The following is a 17632-nucleotide window of genomic DNA, read 5'->3' on the forward strand; positions in this document are numbered from 1 at the left end:
GCGCTCCATGGACCGGATGCGCCGCCGATGAAACACCACTTCGCCGACCTGCTCGACCGCGCCGAGGGCGTGTGGACCATCACCCCGAACGCGCAGCGTTGGGCATGCCATAGCGAGGACGTGGCCGACGTGCCCGACGACGCCACCCGGCTGACGCTGACCCGTCGCGACCGCCACTGGACCCGCGTGCTGCAGCTCACGCAGTTGCGCGAGCTGACCCTGCACGAGCCCGACGCGGCACAGTTGCAGGCGCTGGCGCAGTTGCCGCAGCTCACGGCGCTGCGGATCAGCCACGCCCGGCCGACGACGCTGGCGATGCTGGAGGGCATGACCGGGCTGCGCGAGCTGGTGCTGGAGTACGTCTCCGGCGTGGCCGACCTGTCGCCGCTGGGCCGCCTGCCCGCCTTGCAGGCGCTGCACCTGGAGAACCTGCGCCGGGTGAGCGACTTCGCCGGGCTGGGCGGTTCGCGCACGTTGCGCGACCTGGCCATCGTCGGCACCCTGGATTGGGACCAGCCGGTGCAGGACCTCGGCTTCCTGGCCACGTTGCCCGCCCTGGAGCGGTTGCGCTTGACCTGGTTCCGCGCGCCGAAGACGTTTCCCGTGCTGGGCGCGCTGCAGGGGTTGGCGCAGCTGCGGACGCTGGAGCTGGGCATGAACGCGCTGCCGCTGGAAGACTTCGCCTGGATCGAGGCCAACCTCCCGCACGTGGAGGGCGCGCTGCGGCCGGCCGCGGTGCCGACCGATGGCAACAACCGCGAGCTTCCCGCCCGCGATCCACGCGCTGCGCTGCCGTTGGCCGCGTTCTACCAGTTGCCCGACGTGTTCGTGGGCCACCAGGGCAAGCGCTACGAGAGCGCACAGTACGACGCCCTGCTGCTGGGCAAGGGCGAACGCATGGCGACCGGCAAGCCGGACACCGTGCGGGCCCGCTGCGAGCAGCACCGGCAGCGCTACCGCGCGCTGGTCGACGGCTTCCTCGCCACCCGGTAGTACCGAGCGTTGGCCGGCGCTACCGGGTGGGGTCGTCGCGGGTGTTCCCCGGGCCCTTCGCCATCGCCTGGAATACCCCGTCGCGGCGCACCCACAGGTGGAACAGCGCGGCGGACAAGTGCACCACCACCGTGGCGAACAACACATAGGCCAGCAGGCTGTGCGCGCTACGCAGTGCCGCGTACAGCGCCGGATCATGCGGCACGATCGGCGGCAGGTTGAAGCCGGACCACATCACGATCGGGTAACCGCCAGCGGACAGCATCGACCAGCCCACCAGCGGCATCGCCAGCATCGCCCCATACAACACCCAGTGCGAGGCATGCGCGGCAGCGGCCTGCCAGGCCGGCAGGTCGGCCGGCAGCGGCGGCGGGCGATGCCGCAGGCGGTTGTACAGGCGCACGATCACCAGCAGCAGGATCGCGATGCCCAGCGGGCGGTGCAGGTCCACCAGCATCGGTCGCCAGTGCAGGGCGGCCACCATGCCCACGCCGACGAACAGCATGGTCAGGATCATCGCCGCCATCAGCCAGTGCAGCACCCGCGCGGTAAGGTTGAAGTGGCCGGCATCACGCTTCATTTCGCACCTTCCTTGCCGGTGGCAGCGGCGCCGGTGCCGTTGGCGATCTCGCGCTCGCGACGGTTGAACGACTGCGAATACACCGCCGAACGTGCCGCCAGAATGGGGTCGCCGGAGCCGGCGATGCCGCTGGGCAGGATCAACGGGTCATAGTTGAGGTCGCGGCAGGCGCCGTCGGCCTGCGGCTGCATGGCGGCCAGGCTGAGCGTGCCCACCTTGACCTGGCGACGCTGCATCGGCCACACCTGCGAGGGATCATCGACCGGGTCGCCCTCTTCGGCGATGGTCACCCACATGTCCCAGCGCACCGGGCCCTGCGCCAGCCGCTGCTGGAACTCGTCGGCCAGGTAGTCCAGCCCGGCCTGTGCGCGCTGGTCGGCGGTCATCTCCACGAATTCAGCCTGTGGCCGCATGCTCCAGCGCACGTCGCGGCTGCGGCCATCGGCAGCGGTGAAGCGGAAGCTGTTGACCCCGTTATAGGCGGTATTGGCCCAGCTGTTGGACCACGGCGCGGTCTTGGCCCACTGCTGGAAGGCGCGCGCGCTGGGGTACTTTTCCAGCACCGCGGCCATCTTCGCCGGGTCCGGCTTGCCGGTAGCCGGGTCGGGGATGCCGGCGCGGGTCTGTTCGAGGAAGGCCTCGGCCGTGGGCACCGCGAAGAACGGGAAGCTGTTCATCGCCGTGCGCCATTCCTGGCCATCGTCGCTCACCAGCTGCAGCGCCATGCTGCGCACCCGTGCGTTGGCGTCAGGCCCATGCGGGTCGCCGCCACCGATCGACAACCGGCCCAGCACCGGCACCTGGCGCTGGGCGAACACGCGCGCCGAACTCAGCGCCACGCCCTCCGGCGTGCCCTGGAAACTGCCACTGACGCACACGCCCTTGGTGTGCGCGCGGCGGAACCCGGGGTGCGGTGGGCCGGTGGCCTCGATGCTGTCGGTGAAGGCCTGCGCGGTGACGCGGTCGCGGCCGATCCAGCCGGCCAGCCAGGCGAAGGCCAGCACCAGCAGGCCGGCGATGAGCGCGATCAGCGCGATCCACAGCAGCGGCGACGGCGGCCGCGGGGCGCCCGGCTCCTGGCCGGCGCGGGTGTAACCGAAGAGCGACATGTCCGGAATCCTGCCTTCACGATGCGTGTGGGTGGGCGACAGGACGCATGGTGTCAGAACGGCGCCGGCACCGATATTCACATTTTCGACAACTGTTCAATACGCAGATCCCCGCCGGCGCGGGGATCTGTCGGCAACCGCGTGGCGCGCGCAGGCTCAGCCGGCGTATCGCGCCTTCAGCATCGCCCACGCCGAGCGCAGCGCCAGGGCTTCGCCACCGGCCGGACGGCCCGGGCGTTCGCCATCGTTCCAGGCATACACGTCCAGGTGCGCCCAGGCCTGGCCGTCGGCGATGAAACGCTCCAGGTACAGCGCCGCGGTGACCGAGCCGGCCATGCGCGAACCGGCATTGGCCAGGTCGGCGATGTTGCTGTGCAGGTAGCGCAGGTACGGGCGCCACAACGGCATGCGCCAGACCGGGTCGCGGGTCTGCTCGCCGGCCTGCAGCCACTGCTGGGCCAGGGTGTCGTCGTTGCTGAACAGCGCCGGCAGGTCCGGGCCGAGCGCGATGCGGGCCGCGCCGGTGAGCGTGGCGAAGTCGAGCACGATCTCCGGCTTCTGTTCGCTGGCGTAGGTCAGCGCATCGGCCAGGATCACCCGGCCCTCGGCGTCGGTGTTGTCGATCTCGATGCTGAGGCCCTTGCGGGTGGCGATCACTTCGCCGGGGCGGAACGCATCGGGACCGATCGCGTTTTCCACCGCCGCGATCAACAGCGTCAGCTGCACCGGCAGCTGCTGGGCCATGACCAGCCCGGCCAGGGCCAGCGCGTGCGCGGCGCCGCCCATGTCCTTCTTCATGTTGCGCATGCCGTCGCCCGGCTTGATGTCCAGCCCGCCGGTGTCGAAGCACACGCCCTTGCCGACCAGCGCCACGTGCGGCTGGCCGACCGTACCCCAGCGCAGCGCGATCAGCCGCGGCGCGCGGTGCGAGGCGCGGCCTACCGCATGGATGGACGGGAAGTTCTGCTCCAGCAGCGCATCGCCGGTGATCACCTCGATCTGCGCGCCGTGTGCGGCGGCCAGTTCGCGCGCCGCGTCTTCCAGCTGCTGCGGGCCCATGTCTTCGGTGGGCGTGTTGACCCAGTCGCGCACGCGCAGGCTGGCGGTCACCACGTCGCGCACTTCGGCCGACGGCGTGGCCAGCAGCTGCGCCGGCGCACGGTTGGGGGTGCGGTAGCGGGCAAAACGGTAGCTGCCCAGGCCCCAGCCGAGGTGCAGCAGGGTTTCGATCTCCACCGGCAGGGCATCGGCCAGCTGCCACACGCTGCCCTCGGGCAGTGCGAAGGGCGCATGCGCGTAGGCATAGGCATCACCGGCATCGCCCACCCCGACGATCGCGCCGGCCAGGCCGTGCTCGCCGGGCAACAGCACCACGCTGCCGCCACTGCCATTGAAGTGCTGCGCGTCGATCCAGGCGCCCAGCGCGGCGCTCTGCCGCGCGCGCCACGTGGCGAACTGCTCGCGGTTCATCACGTGCAGCGGCAGTGCCTTGGAGGAGTCGGCGGTGAAACCGGTGATCTGGGTCATGCGGGGTCGTGCTCCGTTCGCGGCCGGCTCAGGGACGCCCGGCGGATGCGTTGGCATCCAGCCAGTCGGCCAGCCCGGTCAGGGTGTCGAACTGCAGGTCGGGCTGCAGCGAAGGATGGTGCCAGGCGTGCGCCTCGCGGTTGATCCAGCAGCCGCGCAGGCCGGCCTGCATCGCCCCGACCACGTCCATCTCGGCGTGGTCGCCCACGTGCAGCACGTGGCTGGGGGCTACGCCCAGGCGCTCGCAGGCGGCGTGGAAGATGCTCGCCGCGGGCTTGGCCGCGCCATGCTCGCGCGAGCCCAGCTGGAAGCTGAAATGGTGGGCCAGGCCGATCCGCTGCAGGTCGGCATTGCCGTTGCTGAGCGCGGCCACCGGCACCTTGGCCGCGATACGCGCCAGCGCGTCGAGTGCGTCCGGGTAGAACTCCACCTGGTTGCGCGCGGCGTAGAAGGCCTCGTAGGCCGGCTCCACCAGGGACAGGTCGGCGCCGCTGTTTTCCAGCGCCTCGTGCAGGGTCAGCCGGCGCAGCGCGCTCAGATCGTGGTGCAGCTGCGGGTTGGCATGGAAGGAGCGCTCGCGCAGTTCCCGCATCGCCGCCACCGGGTACATCGCGGCGGTGGCGGGGCTGTGCTGCAGCATCCAGTCGTACAACACCTGGTCGATCCGCGCGCCGATGGGGGCGAACGGCCACAGGGTGTCGTCGAGATCGAGGGTGATGGCTTGGATGGGGAAATTCACCCCGCCATTCTACGCCTGCCCGCGCGGGCTTTCATGGCGCGCGCCGGCAGCGCAGTGCAGTGCCTTCAGCGCAGGTCGTAGGAACAGTCGATGGATGTCTGGCCATCGTCCTGCCGCACGCTCAGGTCATGCCGGCCCACCTCCCGGGTGTAGTCGCCGGCAGCGTTGCGCGGGGTCCCGGCGAGGGCGGCGATCTGCTCGATACCGGCCGTGGTGAAGTACGCGGTGTAGCTGTCGATACCGTCCTCGCCGTTGGCGCCGTCGTACAGGTGCAGGCGGCTCACCGGCTGGCCCAGCACCAGCAGCGGCGTGGTCAACGCATACTCGCCATCGGACAGTGGGCCGTACGCCTGCAGCTCGGTTGCCTTGAGCGCCTTCGCCAGGGCGGCAAACTGCGCAGGGGTCAGGTGGCGCTTGCAGGTGACCGCCTCGACCAGTTGGCGGCTGGCCACTTCGGCGCTGGGCTGGGGAGCGGCCAACGCCGGCGCGGCGAGGGTGACGAGGCCGGCAAGGGCGAGGCAACGGGCTGCGAAGGAAGACATCAGGGCCGGGATCCATCCGAGAAAGGGCCGGTATTCTGGCAGCATCGGCGCTTGCGCGGCCAGCCATGACCCTGGCCCGGCCTGCTCACTCCAGCAGGCGTGCCCAGCCCTGCATCCCGTCCAGCCGGGCCAGCACCAGCTTGATACAGACCAGCAGCGGCACCGCCAGCAGCAGGCCCACCATGCCCCACAGCCAGCCGAACACCAGCAGCGACAGGATCAGGATCAGCGGCGAGATCGCCATGCGCCGGCCCAGCACGATCGGCGTCACCACCTGGCCCTCCACCGTGTGCAGGGCCAGGTAGCAGGCTGCCGGCAACAACGCCTTGAGCGGATCGCTGAACTCGACGAAGCCCATCAGCAGCATCAGCGCCACGCCGATCAGCGGGCCCACGTAAGGCGCGAAGTTCAACAGTGCGGCCACCGTGCCCCATAGCAGCGCTTCCTGCAGGCTGATCCCGAGCAGCAGCAACACCCCGGAAAACACCAGTCCGACCAGCGCGTTGATCACCGTGATGGTGAGGACATAGCGCGACACCTCGCGCTCGATCGAGCGCAGGATATCGGTGGTGAAGCGCTGCTGCTGGCGGCTGGGGAACAGCGCGATCGCATGCTTCTGCAGGCTCTGCCCGTAGATCATGAAGAACAGCGTCAGCAGCACCACCGCCAGCACCGAAGCGGCCAGCCGCGGCGCACGGGTGAGCACCTTGTAGGGGTCGTCCAGCTGGGTGCGCACGATCTGCACGCGACGGCTGCCTTCGCCGCCAGCCACCCGTGCGAAGTTCTCCGCGGCCTGGTTGGCCTGCTGCACCGGCTTGGTCAGGTCCTGCACCTGGCGCGCCACCTTGCGCAGCTGCTGCGGCGCTTCCTGCGCCCACTCCATGGCCGGGCCGACCAGCTGCACGCCCAGCGCCGTGGCCGCGCTCAGGCCTGCGCCGATCACCAGCACCGCACCGAGGAAGCGCGGAATCCACAGCTTGCCGAGCAACCGCAGGATCGGGTTGCCGACCAGCGCGAAGAACATCGCCAGCAGGATCGGCAGGATCACTTCCTGCGCCGCCCAGAGGGTGAACGCGACGGCCAGCGTGGCCAGCACCACCAGTGACATCGGTGCCCGGGGACGCGGCGGCGGCGGAGCGGCGACAACGTCGTCGGGTGTTGCGGCAGGTACGCTCATGCGGGCGCCGGGCAGGGAAGGAGCGCCATTATTGGGCAAGCCGGGTGCGGGTGGCGTGTTGTGAACGTGCACGAAAAGCGAGGCCCCGGCGCGGCATGCGACGGGGCCGGGCCGGGTCAGCGTTCGGAAAGATCGGTGGCCGCTTCGGCCGGCTGCGGCTGGCGCGGGGCGGCCGGGTCCACGCGGGTTTCCGGTGCCACGCGCGGTTTCGGCGCGGCCGCGCGGGGCAGGTCGTCGGTCGCCTCGTCCACCTTGTCGGCGGCCTGCTCGGCGGTATCGGCCGCCTCGCTGGCCTGCATCGAGGCGAACGCGGCCTGGGTACTGGCCAGCAGGTTGGACACCGAGCCGATCATCTGCAGCCAGCGTGCGCCCTGCACCTTGGCCCCCAGACCGGTCGGCTCCAGCTTGCCGGCCAGGAAGCCGCCGGCCAGGCCCACGGTAATGATGCGCAGCGGCGTCCAGCCGGCACGCCAGGCGGTGCTGAGGGTGAACCAGCTGGTGCGGGTCTTTTCCACCCGCACCGCCACCACCAGCTCGGCGCGCTGCACGCGTTGCCGCAAGGCTTCAAAGTTCATCGCTTGGCCCCCGTCGTGTCGACGTCGGCATCGGGATCGTCCTCGCTCGGTTCGTCATACAGGCCCAGCCGCGACAACTGGCGGCGGGTGGCATGCATGCCGGTATGGCGGAAGAAGAACGACACCCGCCACATTGCATACCCGGTCACCAGCAGGCTGAGGATCGAGGTGATCAGCAGCGAGTGGAACCAGGACATTCCCCAGCGCTGCATCAGCGCGATCAGCGTGCCGGCAAGCAGCAGCCACGCCGAGGCGCCGAACACGATCGCTACCCCGCTCCACGCCAACGCACGCCCGAAGGCGCTGCGCGCGAGGGCGAAGTCGGCCGAGGCCAACCGTCGCAGCGAGCGTAGCGTGTGCTTGGCCGACTCGACGGTATCGCGGCCGGCCGCGCCAACCTGGCGGATGCTCTCGTCCAGGTGGGGCGCTTTTTCACCGCTGTCCGGTGGCGGGGATTCCGCGCCACCGGTAGCGGTCGACTGGGCTTGATCGCTCACGCCGACTTACTTGTCGCCGCCGCTGCGGGCCAGCTTGGCGATGATCCAGCCGGCAGCGAAGGCCACGCCGAACGAGGCCAGCGGACGCTCGCGGATGAGTTCGGCGGCGCTGTCGACCAGGTCCTTGCCCTTGTCCATCAGTGCATCCACCTGTTCCTTGGCGGCGGCGCCACCAAACTCGGCCGCGGCCAGGCCGGACAGCGCGGTATCGGACAGCTCGGCCTTGACGTTGGCCTTGCCGATGCGCAGTTCATCGCCGGCAGCGCCGGTGGCGCCCTTGATCGCACCGCCGGCGGCGCTAGCCGCGGACTTCAGGTGCGAACCGGCTTCGCCCAGGTGTTCCTTCAGGTTCTCGGTATTGGTGGGGCTCATCGTGACTCTCCGTTTTGTGCGATGGGGAAGGTGACCGTGGCGGTGCCGCGGTAACGAACACAAGGTAATAGCATCGGCCGGGTGTAGGGGGTGTTAGCTCACGTGAGATGCGCGCGAAGACCGCCTGACCCGTTCAGCGCATCACCAGTACGCCCGGCGTATTGCCGCGCATGATCCGCAGCACCAGCTGCGGTGGGCGCTGCTGGAAGTTGGCGCGCCAGCTGGCCAGGTCGGCGAACTCGCCCACGCTGGCTTCCATGATCACGTCGCCGGCGGCCAATCCCGACGTCGCCGCGCGGCTGCCACGCTTGACCTCGCTCACCTGCACGCCGCTGATGCCGGCCTGGCGCAGCGATTCGGGCAGGTCGATGAAGGTGGCGCCGGTCAGGCGCGGGTCCAGCGCATCGCCGCTCACCGCGCGCGCCTGTTCCTTCAGCGTGGCCTTGAGCTGCAGCGGCTTGCCGTCGCGGCGGATATCCAGGCTGAGCACGCTGCCCACCGGCTGCAGGCCCTCGATGTTGTGCAGTGCCTGCGCGCTGTCCACGCGCTGGCCGTTGGCCGACACCACCACGTCGCCCGGGCGCAGCCCGGCGGCGGCGGCACCGGAACCGGCCAGCACCCGCGTCACCAGCGCGCCGCGTGCCTCGCTCAGGCCCAGGCCTTGGGCGATCTGCTGGGTCAGGTTCTGCGCTTCCACGCCGAGCGTGCCGCGCACCACCACGCCATGCTTGACCAGCTGGTCGACCACGTCGCGCGCCAGGTTGGAGGGGATGGCCAGGCCCAGGCCGATGTTGCCGGCCATGCTGCCCTGCGGGTTGAAGCTGGCGGTGTTGATGCCCACCAGCTGGCCCTGCAGGTTGACCAGCGCGCCGCCCGAGTTGCCCGGGTTGATCGAGGCGTCGGTCTGGATGAAGTTCTGGTAGCCGAGCCCGCGGATGCCGCTGCGGCCCACGGCCGAGACGATGCCCGACGTCACCGTCTGGCTGAAGCCGAACGGGTTGCCGATGGCCACCACGAAGTCGCCCACGCGCAGCTGGTCGCTGTTGCCCAGCGGCAACGCGGTGAGCTTGTCGGCCGGGATGCGGATCAGCGCGATGTCGGTATCGCGGTCCGAGCCGATGAACTCGGCCTTGACCGTGCGCCCGTCGGCCAGCGTCACCTGCACGTCGTCGGCGTTGTCGATCACGTGGTGGTTGGTCAGCACAAGGCCGGCGCTGGCATCGATGATGACACCCGAGCCGAGCGACTCGTTGATGCGTTCCTGCGGCACTTCCGGGAACAGCCGGCGGAAGAACGGGTCGTTGAAGTACGGGTTGCGCACCCGCACCACCTGCTTGGTGTTCACGCTGACCACCGCCGGCATCGCCCGGTCCAGCATCGGTGCCAGCGAAGGCACCGCCTGCCCGGCCACCGAAGCGGGCAGCGCGGCAGTGGCCGGGATGGCCAGCGACACCGGCGCCGCTTCGGCGCGGTTGTCCAGGTGCACGTTGATGGCCGAGGCCACGAAGCCACCGAAGGCGGCGGCAAGCGCGAGCGTGAGCAGGGTCGGGAGCGGTCGCATGGTCCGGCGGTTCCGTAACGAAGAGGGAGAGGCACGCATACGGTAAAGCAAGCTGAATGAGTGTGTCCGCCCGCGCCTAAACCGCGAATGAAATCCGGTCCGCTGCGGGATCGCGAGCGCCCTTCCCGGCGGCGTTGACAGCGCCCTGGGTCGGGGTAAGCTGGCCGGGCATCGGCCACAAGATGTTGCGTTGCCGATCGGGACTGCCCCAAGGAGTTGGGTCTGCTGGCTGGGGCAAGCACATCGCGCCACCACGTTCGGGCAGCCCCGGTTGCCCGATGGAGCCTGCATCGATGAGCACGCCACCGCTGGTCGTGATCCGCCACGCGCCCCGCGCCGACCGCGTCCCGCCGCAGCCGGGCCCGCTGCACACCCGGGACCGCCATTACCGGTTCAAGACCCGGCAGGGCGAGCCGCTCGATGCCGATAGCGACGCCGCCTGCCTGCGCGCCGCCGGCACACAAGCCTGCCACCCGCACCATCCACTACACCGCGGCCTGCACCGTCGACGACGCGATGGTCGGCATCCTGCCGAAGGTCCAGGGTCCCCGCGGCGCGCGGATCGGCACCGTCAACATGATCCACCCGGACGCGGGCGAGTTCATCCGGAGCAGGCGCAGGGACGGCCGATTGCTACGCGAGCCGAGCCCGGCGTCATCCCGCAACGTGATGCTGGGCTGCCGCAAGCGCAGGGAAAACGTGGACGTGTTTTCCTGCGCGCTGCCGGCCTACCGGCACCGGTTCAACCCGCAGGCGATGCCGTTCGCCGCCCCGGCCCCGGCCCGGCTGTCGGCCTGCTTCGTCGCCGCCGACGATACGTCACCCATGGCCCATGTCGACATCCAGGTCGCCGCGCATCACCGGGTGGACAGCGCGATTCCGAAGACGGCCAACGTCCCCATCGACTGACCGTTCGAGCAGTTCAAGGACATCCACCGCGACGCCCACACGCAGAGGTTGAAGGGCTGCACCACCGTCGGTTTCAAGCTCGCCGCGTTCCAGGGCGTACGGGTCGCGGAGGCAAATCCGGCGCACACCCCCCTGCCGTTTCGAGCGCGAAGACGGCGCAGTTGTGGAGATAAAGGGCAACGAACAGATCGAGTACGACGGCCAATTGCACACCGCCGCCATTCTGTTCGACATCCTCAAGGAGGGCTGCTGCGGCCTGTTCTGTTACAGGTACGGAAGCTGTTTTGAAGGGGTTTGGTGCAGATGCCCGGTTCGCCGGGCGCGCGCATCGCCGGCCCGCCAAGCACAGATGCGGCTCATGGCGTGCGACAAGACCGTTCCACGATGGACCGCGCCGGTATAGCATCGCCAGCGATTTGACTAACCAGGCCCCTTAGGAGGCAATCATGAGCAACGGTAATGGTGTGACCGCGACCCTGTCGCAGGGCGTCGACGAAGTGAAGGAAGTGGCCGGCAAAGTGGGCGAGACCATCGCCACCACCGCTGAAGATGCAGTTGCCTCGGTGAAGAAGACCGTCAAGCGCGCGCGCAAGGCTGCCACCACCCAGGTCGCCAAGGTCAAGAAGGCCGTGCAGAAGGCCGAGAAGACCGTCGCCAAGAAGGCTGACAAGGCCGCCAAGTCGGTCGGCAAGACCCTGGCTGCGACCAAGAAGAAGCTGGAAGCGGCCAAGAGCAACGCCAAGGCCGAAGCCGCCTCGCTGAAGAAGCAGGTCGCCAAGAAGAAGGTTGCCGCTGAAAAGGCCGTGACCAAGACCACCAAGGCTGCCAAGAAGGTTGCCGGCAAGAAGGTCGCCACCGCCAAGAAGGCCGTGACCAAGAAGACCGCGACCGCCAAGAAGGTCGTCGGCAAGAAGGTCGCCGTGGCCAAGAAGGCCGTCGCCAAGAAGACCGCGACCGCCAAGAAGGTTGCCGGCAAGAAGACTGCCGTAGCCAAGAAGACGGTCGGCAAGAAGGTCGCCGTGGCCAAGAAGGCCGTCGCCAAGAAGTCGGCCGTGGCCAAGAAGGCCGTCGGCAAGAAGACCGCCGCCGCCAAGAAGGTCGTCGGCAAGAAGACCGTCGCTGCCAAGAAGGTCGTCGGCAAGAAGGTCGCCACCGCCAAGAAGGGCGTGACCAAGAAGACCGCGGCTGCCAAGAAGGTCGTCGGCAAGAAGACCGCCGTCGCCCGCAAGACCGTCGGCAAGAAGGTCGCCGTGGCCAAGAAGGCTGTGGCCAAGAAGACCGCGACCGCCAAGAAGGCCGTGTCCAAGAAGTCCGTGGCCCGCAAGGCTGCACCGGCCAAGCGTGCCAGCGCCGCCAAGACCGTGGCCCGCAAGGCCCCGGCCAAGCGCGCCCGCAAGTAAGTCGGTAAGCACGGCGCCTGCCTCCGGGCAGGCGTCGTGACGCGGTCGCAGACGGATACACCCGCGCACGCGCGCGAGGACCCGCGCCATGGCGGTCAGGACCGACCAGAAGATCACCGCCTTCTCCGCACTTTCGCCCGCCGGGTAGACCCGCCAGGCCGCTGCCAGCGCAGCATCGTCGCCTACCACCCGCCGCCACCGCGGCCACCGACACCATTGTGAGACGCACGAGCGCACCGGGCGCCCCGACGTGTTGGTCGGTACTACCTGCACGATCGACGCCCGCTGGTGGAGCACGCCGGCTGCGTGACCAGCAACGACATCGTGCTCCCATCCCCGCAACCTGCGCTGCGCCGCCCATTCCAGCCGATCGTCGCGCTGACCCGGGCCATGAGGGGCGTCAGCCGCTTTCGCGCGACCGCCCGCCGGGCCATGACTTGCGTCCCATGCGGACCGCGGATGCCGCGTGGAATAGTGTCCTGCAACCCAGGCCAACAGGATGGCTGCCATGGATCATCTTCGTCCCGTCCATCGGCCGTGGTTGGCCGCGTTGCTGGTGGTGCTTGGACTGTTTGGCAGCCAGCAGCTGGCGGCATCGCCTCGCCCGGTGGTGGTGGATCCAAGTGTCGAGCTGGCCGCGGTGGCGAATCGCCTTGCCGGCTTCGAGGAGTTTTCCGCGCCCGGCATTGCCGACTATGACGCTGCGGTGGAGACCCACTTCCGGCGTTATCAGGATCATCCAGCGGTGCAGCTGCTGCGGGCGTTGCGCCAGCAGCACGGCATCGGCTACAGCGACACCGTCGCGCTGGCCCTGGCGGCAACGCCGCATCGCTGGCAGCCGCGCCAACCCCTGCCCGAGTGGCTGCGCGACATGCCGGGCCACTGGACCCTGGACACGGCGCGCGCCTACCTGCGCGCCATGGCCGCCTTCGAGCGGGATACCGACGCGGCGGGCTTCTTCCGCGGGCAGCAGCGTTTCTACCACCGGGTGGAGACCGAGCTCGCGACCGGCCTGCAGGGATGGCCGCAGATCGCCTGGTTCGAACAGACGCTCGGGCCGCAGCCGGGGCTCCGGTTACAGATCATTGCCGGCCTGTTGCACGGGCGTGGCAACTACGGACCGCGACTCCGCGGCGGCGACGGTTCGGTGCAGATGTATGCGGTGCTGGGGGTACCGGCCACGCCGCGGGGGGAAACGACGGCGTGGCCGTTTGCCGCCATGCAGCGCCTGCTGGTGCATGAGTTCGCCCATTCCTGGGTGAATCCGTGGGTCGACCGCCAGGGCGCGGCATTGCAGCCCGCCGCCACTGCGTTGCTGGAGGCCAGGATCGAACAAATGCGCGCCCAGGCCTACGGCAGTTGGCAGGCCGTGGCCTATGAAAGCCTCGTGCGCGCCGTGACGCGGGGGTATTTCCAGGACCGCCGTGACAGTGACAGCGTGGGACTGCTCTTCCAGGAGGATGCCGCGCGCGGCTTCGACTGGGTGCCGGCGGTCACCGACCAGCTGCGCGGCGATGCCCGCGGTGGGCGCTGGCTCAACGAAGGCACGGCTGCCACGATGGCCGCCCTGTTCGAGGCCCAGGCGTCGTTGCTGCATGCCCGCGCCGGTGCCGGCGTCACCACGGTTTCCCTGGCCAGGCAGGTGCCCGCGGCGGGCGAGGCACAGGTGGATGCCGCGCTGGCGCACCTGGAGCTGCACTTCGACCGCCCCATGGGGCGAGGGGTGGGCATCTTCGGTGATCGCAACCCGACGTTCACCGCGGCGCCGCAATGGGATGACGATCGCCGCGTGCTACGCCTGCCCGTGGCGTTGCAACCGGCCACGGCGTATGTGATCGAGCTCAACAGCCCCGGCATGCCAGGCGGTTTTGTCGGCAAGGACGGGACCGTGCTGCCTGCGCAGGTGTGGCGCTTCCGCACCCGGGATGCGCCTGCGCAGTGACGCGGTGCAAGAGGGCCTGCGCACGGGTAGGCATGGGCCGTGACGGAAGGCGGAGGACGCCCTTGCTACGCTGCGCGACATGACGAAGGAGGAGGCATGCGCGGTCTAGACTTCAGTTCCTGGCAGGCGATGCTGTCCACCCTGGTCGGGCTGGCGGTGATCACCCTGATCGGCGTCGGTATCCGGCTGCTGGTGATGCAGACCCTGCAGCAGCGGCGCGAGCGCGAGAACCGGCAGATCAACGAGCGCCTGCGTACCCTGATCGCCGCCTACAAGACCCTCGGCGGCTCGTTCACCGGGGCGTTGCACGTGGACCCGCGCCACCTGCGCGACCTGCGCCCGGCGCCGGGCGAGGACGGGGTGGCGTTGCCGGCGGGCATCGATGCCGGCAGCGATCGGGCGCGCCGCATCCGTGATGCGGTGGAGGCGGCGCTGTCGGACATCATCCTGCTCGGCACCGATGACCAGGTGCGGCTGGCCGCCAACGCGGCTACCGAGCTGGCCCAGGGCCGGCCGGTGCAGACCGCCGCGTTGGTGGTGTCGCTGCGCGACTTCATCCGCGGTGCGCTCGACCTGGCGCCGATCCCGTCCAGCGTGGGCATTCCGCAGCAGGGGCCGGCGCGACCGAGCGCCGGTGCGAAGGGCAAGGGCGACGGCGACAAGGCCGGCGGCAAGGCGGGTGGCGGTGGTGGTGGTGGCATGGGCGGCATGGGTGGCGGTGGCATGGGCATGGGCCACGGCGCGGACGACGACGGCAGCCACGCACGCTGAGCGCGCCTGCCGACGCTGGTGGCTGTCACGGCGTGCAGCGCCGCGCAGGCGTCAACGCGGCAGGCGGATCGACCAGATGACGAACGCTGCCCAGAGCGGCGCGATGCACCACGTCCACGCGCGCCAGCGCCCCCACGCATGGCCCCGTGCCAGCGCGACCAGCGCGGCGAACACCGGCAGCAAGACCCCCAGTTCGATCAGCAGGTTGCGCCACAGGTAGGCGTTGCCGACCCTCAGCGCACCTGCGCTGGGCAGCACGCCGCGCACCGCCACCCCGTCCTGCAGCGGCCAGAACAGCGGCACCGGATGCGCGCCCACCAGCAGGTCCAGCAACGGGTGCGACACGCTCGCCAGCAGCAGCCACCGCAGCGGCTGCGTGTTGCCGGCGGCCTTCGCCACGCACTGCACCGCCACCGCCGCGACCAGCGCGAACAGCAGGCTGTGGGTGATGCGCGGGTGTGCGCCGTAGCCGAGCAGCCAGACCCCCAGATAGTCCAGGTCCGGACAGACCGCGACGAACACGAACGGCACCACCGCCCATCGCGATGGCGCCCGCGCCCGCGCGCGCCCGCTGCTGCACAGGTAGGCGGTAACCCCGGCGAGGGCGTGGCCGGCGAAAGAAGACATGGCGGCAGGACCGATGACCGTGGAGGGGTCAGGGTCCTGCCTGCGCGTGGGCGAACGATGGGGCCACGGTGTGGCCGGGATGAAGTGCCTACTTCCCGCCCAGTTCCACCACCGGCACGAAGCCGCCGTAGATCATCCGCTTGCCGTCGAACGGCATCGGGTTGTTTTCCGGGTTCATGCGCGGGTCCTCCATCATCTTCTGCATGCCGGCATCGCGGGTGGCCTTGTCCGGCCATTCGATCCAGGAAAACAGCACGGTCTCATCGTCCTTGGCCTCCACCGCACGGTAGAAGTCGGTCTGCTTGCCGTGTGGCACGTCGTCGCCCCAGCACTCCACCACGCGGGTGGCCCCGTGCTCGATACAGATCGCATCGCCCATCTGCGCGTGCTTGAGGAATGCCTCTCTGTTCGCGGTGGGGACGGCAATCACAAAGCCATCGATATACGCCATGGTCAGCTCCAGATGGCGCACCGGGATGGGCGCCTTCATTGCAAACGACGAACGGGGGGAGGGGAGATCGACACTGTGCCCTGACCCCGCCCCATCGGTGTGATGGCCGACCGGCGCGACGTTGAAAGAATAAGTCTTTCAATAGGTTACGCAATACGAATACCTCCCCTCGCGTACGGGGGGTCAGAAAAGTCCTAACGCTGGCGAGGAAGATCCTGATAGCCGCCGCGGGTTATTCCGCCGACTATGGGGAGCCGGAAAGGAAGCCACTACGCGCTACCGAGCAGTGACGCCACGGCGCGTCGCCGGTGTATTACGGAGGATGGACGCGTTAGCCGACTACTCCCCAAGAGCGGCTTCCCCAACGCGTGACGCCCCGCAAGGGCATCGTCGTGACCAGATTCCATCTTGCTGTTTGCCGATGCTGGCGTGTCGCCGCATCCCGCGCCTGTCCTGCCTGATGCTCGCGTTGCCGGCGTCCCACGCTCACGCCGCCTGCACGTTGCAGCGCTGTTTTACCGCTGAAATCGCGGCGCGCGCGTATATGCCAGAGCGCAACTGAACCCCCGCCAAAAATCCACCGATATGAAACGTGTCGACTTCAGGGCGGGTTGTGGCGAATAACGGAGAATTTACATTCCCGATGCAGAGCGGCGTACGCGCTGGCTGCAAGCAGTTCAAGACAGAGGTGTACCCCCATGAAGACTTCGTTGATTGCCCTGGCGCTCGCCGCCGCCCTGCCGTTCGCCGCGTCCGCTGCTGAAGGCCTGTCCTACAACTACGCCGAAGGCGACTACGTCAAGACCGACGCAGACGGCGGCAAGGCCGATGGTTGGGGCGTGAAGGGTTCCTACGCGTTCCTGCCGAACTTCCACGCCTTCGGTGAGTACAACCAGCAGAAGACCGACATCGGCAACTTCAAGGTTGACCAGTGGCGCGTCGGCGTTGGCTACAACCAGGAAATCGGCAACAGCACCGACTTCGTGGGCCGCGTTGCCTACAACAAGTTCGACCCGAAGGAAGGCCTGGACTTCAACGGCTACAGCGCTGAAGCCGGTATCCGTACCGCGTTCGGCCAGCACGCCGAAGTCTATGCAATGGCCGGCTACGAGGATTACAGCAAGAAGCACGGCGTCAATCCGGATGGCGAGTTCTACGGCCGCCTGGGTGGCCAGGTGAAGTTGAACCAGAACTGGGGCATCAACGGCGACATCAAGATGGATCGCCATGGTGACAAGGAATGGTCGGTCGGCCCGCGCTTCAGCTGGTAATCCCGGCGTGACCGCATCGCCACGCGCCTGATCGGCGTGGCAGGAAAGGCCCGGCAATGCCGGGCCTTTTTCGTGGGCGCGATTCAGGCGCGGGGCCCGAGGGATAATGAGGCACCGCCATGGAGATGCCCGATGCCCCAGTCCCCTGATCTGCAGCACCCCCGCCTCGGCTGTGGTGCCGTGATCCAGCGCGCCGATGGCGCGATCCTGCTGGTCCAGCGCGGGCGTCCGCCCGAGCAGGGGCATTGGGGGCTGCCCGGCGGCAAGGTGGACTGGATGGAGAAGGTCGAAGATGCCGTGGTGCGTGAGGTGGAGGAAGAAACCGGGTTGCGCGTCGCAGTGACGCGCCTGCTCTGCGTGGTCGACCACTTCGAGCCGGCATTGGGGCAGCATTGGGTGGCCCCGGTCTATCTCGTGCATGCGGAGGATGCCACGCAGGTAGCGGCGGTGAAGGAACCGGAGGCGTTGCTCGCCCTGGGCTGGTTCACCCCCGATGCGTTGCCTACGCCGTTGACGGTGTCCACGTTGCGCGCGCTGGGACATCTTTCGATGGCGCATTGACCCGACGCCCGTATCAAGGCCCGGCAAT

19 protein-coding genes are annotated in these 17632 nt (G+C 69.0%); 7 read left to right on the plus strand and 12 right to left on the minus strand.

What is annotated here, in order from left to right; genetic code table 11:
* Positions 1–27 precede the first annotated feature (27 nt).
* Entirely contained in the window at positions 28–993 is a 966-nt protein-coding gene (locus AC1DGC_RS18770; protein ID WP_478048571.1) for a hypothetical protein, read from the plus strand.
* Between the two features lie 19 nt (positions 994–1012).
* On the opposite strand, the gene AC1DGC_RS18775 is transcribed toward AC1DGC_RS18770, so the two are convergent.
* From AC1DGC_RS18775 to AC1DGC_RS18820, 10 genes are all read right to left on the minus strand, one after another.
* Positions 1013–1573: a cytochrome b gene (locus AC1DGC_RS18775; RefSeq protein WP_259206617.1), complete on the minus strand. Its 561-nt coding sequence runs from the start codon at positions 1571–1573 to the stop codon at positions 1013–1015.
* Positions 1570–2682: a catalase family peroxidase gene (locus AC1DGC_RS18780; RefSeq protein ID WP_394162927.1), complete on the minus strand. Its 1113-nt coding sequence runs from the start codon at positions 2680–2682 to the stop codon at positions 1570–1572. The genes AC1DGC_RS18775 and AC1DGC_RS18780 overlap by 4 nt, the downstream gene beginning before the upstream one ends.
* Positions 2683–2838: 156 nt before the next feature.
* Positions 2839–4209 carry a leucyl aminopeptidase family protein gene (locus AC1DGC_RS18785; RefSeq protein WP_478048572.1) on the minus strand — a complete coding sequence of 457 codons (1371 nt, stop codon included), beginning with the start codon at positions 4207–4209 and terminating at the stop codon, positions 2839–2841.
* A gap of 28 nt (positions 4210–4237) precedes the next feature.
* A complete protein-coding gene (locus AC1DGC_RS18790; RefSeq protein WP_449335549.1) occupies positions 4238–4948 on the minus strand; it encodes an HAD family hydrolase in 711 nt (236 codons plus the stop codon).
* A gap of 65 nt (positions 4949–5013) precedes the next feature.
* Positions 5014–5490, minus strand: coding sequence for a hypothetical protein (locus AC1DGC_RS18795; RefSeq protein WP_478048573.1), 477 nt, complete (start codon positions 5488–5490; stop codon positions 5014–5016).
* A gap of 85 nt (positions 5491–5575) precedes the next feature.
* The gene (locus AC1DGC_RS18800; protein ID WP_394162933.1) at positions 5576–6667 is read right to left on the minus strand and encodes an AI-2E family transporter; all 1092 of its coding nucleotides are present in this window, start codon (positions 6665–6667) and stop codon (positions 5576–5578) included.
* A 116-nt stretch (positions 6668–6783) separates the two neighbouring features.
* The gene (locus AC1DGC_RS18805; protein WP_394162935.1) at positions 6784–7242 is read right to left on the minus strand and encodes a protein sip-5; all 459 of its coding nucleotides are present in this window, start codon (positions 7240–7242) and stop codon (positions 6784–6786) included.
* Positions 7239–7739, minus strand: coding sequence for a phage holin family protein (locus tag AC1DGC_RS18810; RefSeq protein ID WP_259206609.1), 501 nt, complete (start codon positions 7737–7739; stop codon positions 7239–7241). Before AC1DGC_RS18810 ends, AC1DGC_RS18805 begins: the two co-directional genes overlap by 4 nt.
* 6 nt (positions 7740–7745) lie before the next feature.
* Complete coding sequence (locus AC1DGC_RS18815; protein WP_256777031.1) at positions 7746–8111, minus strand: hypothetical protein; 366 nt, start codon at positions 8109–8111, stop codon at positions 7746–7748.
* 133 nt (positions 8112–8244) lie between these two features.
* On the minus strand, positions 8245–9672 hold the full coding sequence (locus AC1DGC_RS18820) for a Do family serine endopeptidase (RefSeq protein WP_259206606.1): 1428 nt from the start codon (positions 9670–9672) through the stop codon (positions 8245–8247).
* 420 nt (positions 9673–10092) lie between these two features.
* On the opposite strand from AC1DGC_RS18820, the gene AC1DGC_RS18825 reads away from it, so the two are divergent.
* The 4 genes from AC1DGC_RS18825 to AC1DGC_RS18840 all read left to right on the plus strand — a co-directional run bounded on the left by AC1DGC_RS18825 (position 10093) and on the right by AC1DGC_RS18840 (position 14694).
* Entirely contained in the window at positions 10093–10581 is a 489-nt protein-coding gene (locus AC1DGC_RS18825) for a hypothetical protein (protein WP_478048574.1), read from the plus strand.
* Between the two features lie 446 nt (positions 10582–11027).
* Entirely contained in the window at positions 11028–11981 is a 954-nt protein-coding gene (locus AC1DGC_RS18830) for a histone (protein WP_394162940.1), read from the plus strand.
* Between the two features lie 508 nt (positions 11982–12489).
* Entirely contained in the window at positions 12490–13923 is a 1434-nt protein-coding gene (locus AC1DGC_RS18835; RefSeq protein WP_478048575.1) for a DUF4932 domain-containing protein, read from the plus strand.
* A gap of 96 nt (positions 13924–14019) precedes the next feature.
* Positions 14020–14694 carry a hypothetical protein gene (locus AC1DGC_RS18840; protein ID WP_394162944.1) on the plus strand — a complete coding sequence of 225 codons (675 nt, stop codon included), beginning with the start codon at positions 14020–14022 and terminating at the stop codon, positions 14692–14694.
* 51 nt (positions 14695–14745) lie between these two features.
* On the opposite strand, the gene AC1DGC_RS18845 is transcribed toward AC1DGC_RS18840, so the two are convergent.
* Positions 14746–15321: a metal-dependent hydrolase gene (locus tag AC1DGC_RS18845; protein WP_478048576.1), complete on the minus strand. Its 576-nt coding sequence runs from the start codon at positions 15319–15321 to the stop codon at positions 14746–14748.
* 88 nt (positions 15322–15409) lie between these two features.
* Complete coding sequence (locus AC1DGC_RS18850; RefSeq protein ID WP_394162948.1) at positions 15410–15772, minus strand: DUF1428 domain-containing protein; 363 nt, start codon at positions 15770–15772, stop codon at positions 15410–15412.
* Positions 15773–16470: 698 nt separating this feature from the next.
* Here AC1DGC_RS18850 and AC1DGC_RS18855 point away from each other — a divergent pair.
* Together AC1DGC_RS18855 and AC1DGC_RS18860 are read left to right on the plus strand one after the other, a co-directional pair.
* A complete protein-coding gene (locus tag AC1DGC_RS18855; protein WP_394162950.1) occupies positions 16471–17043 on the plus strand; it encodes an OmpO family porin in 573 nt (190 codons plus the stop codon).
* A 132-nt stretch (positions 17044–17175) separates the two neighbouring features.
* The gene (locus tag AC1DGC_RS18860; RefSeq protein WP_478048577.1) at positions 17176–17604 is read left to right on the plus strand and encodes an NUDIX domain-containing protein; all 429 of its coding nucleotides are present in this window, start codon (positions 17176–17178) and stop codon (positions 17602–17604) included.
* Positions 17605–17632 lie beyond the last annotated feature (28 nt).

This window comes from Stenotrophomonas sp. 05N37, from assembly GCF_056397365.1.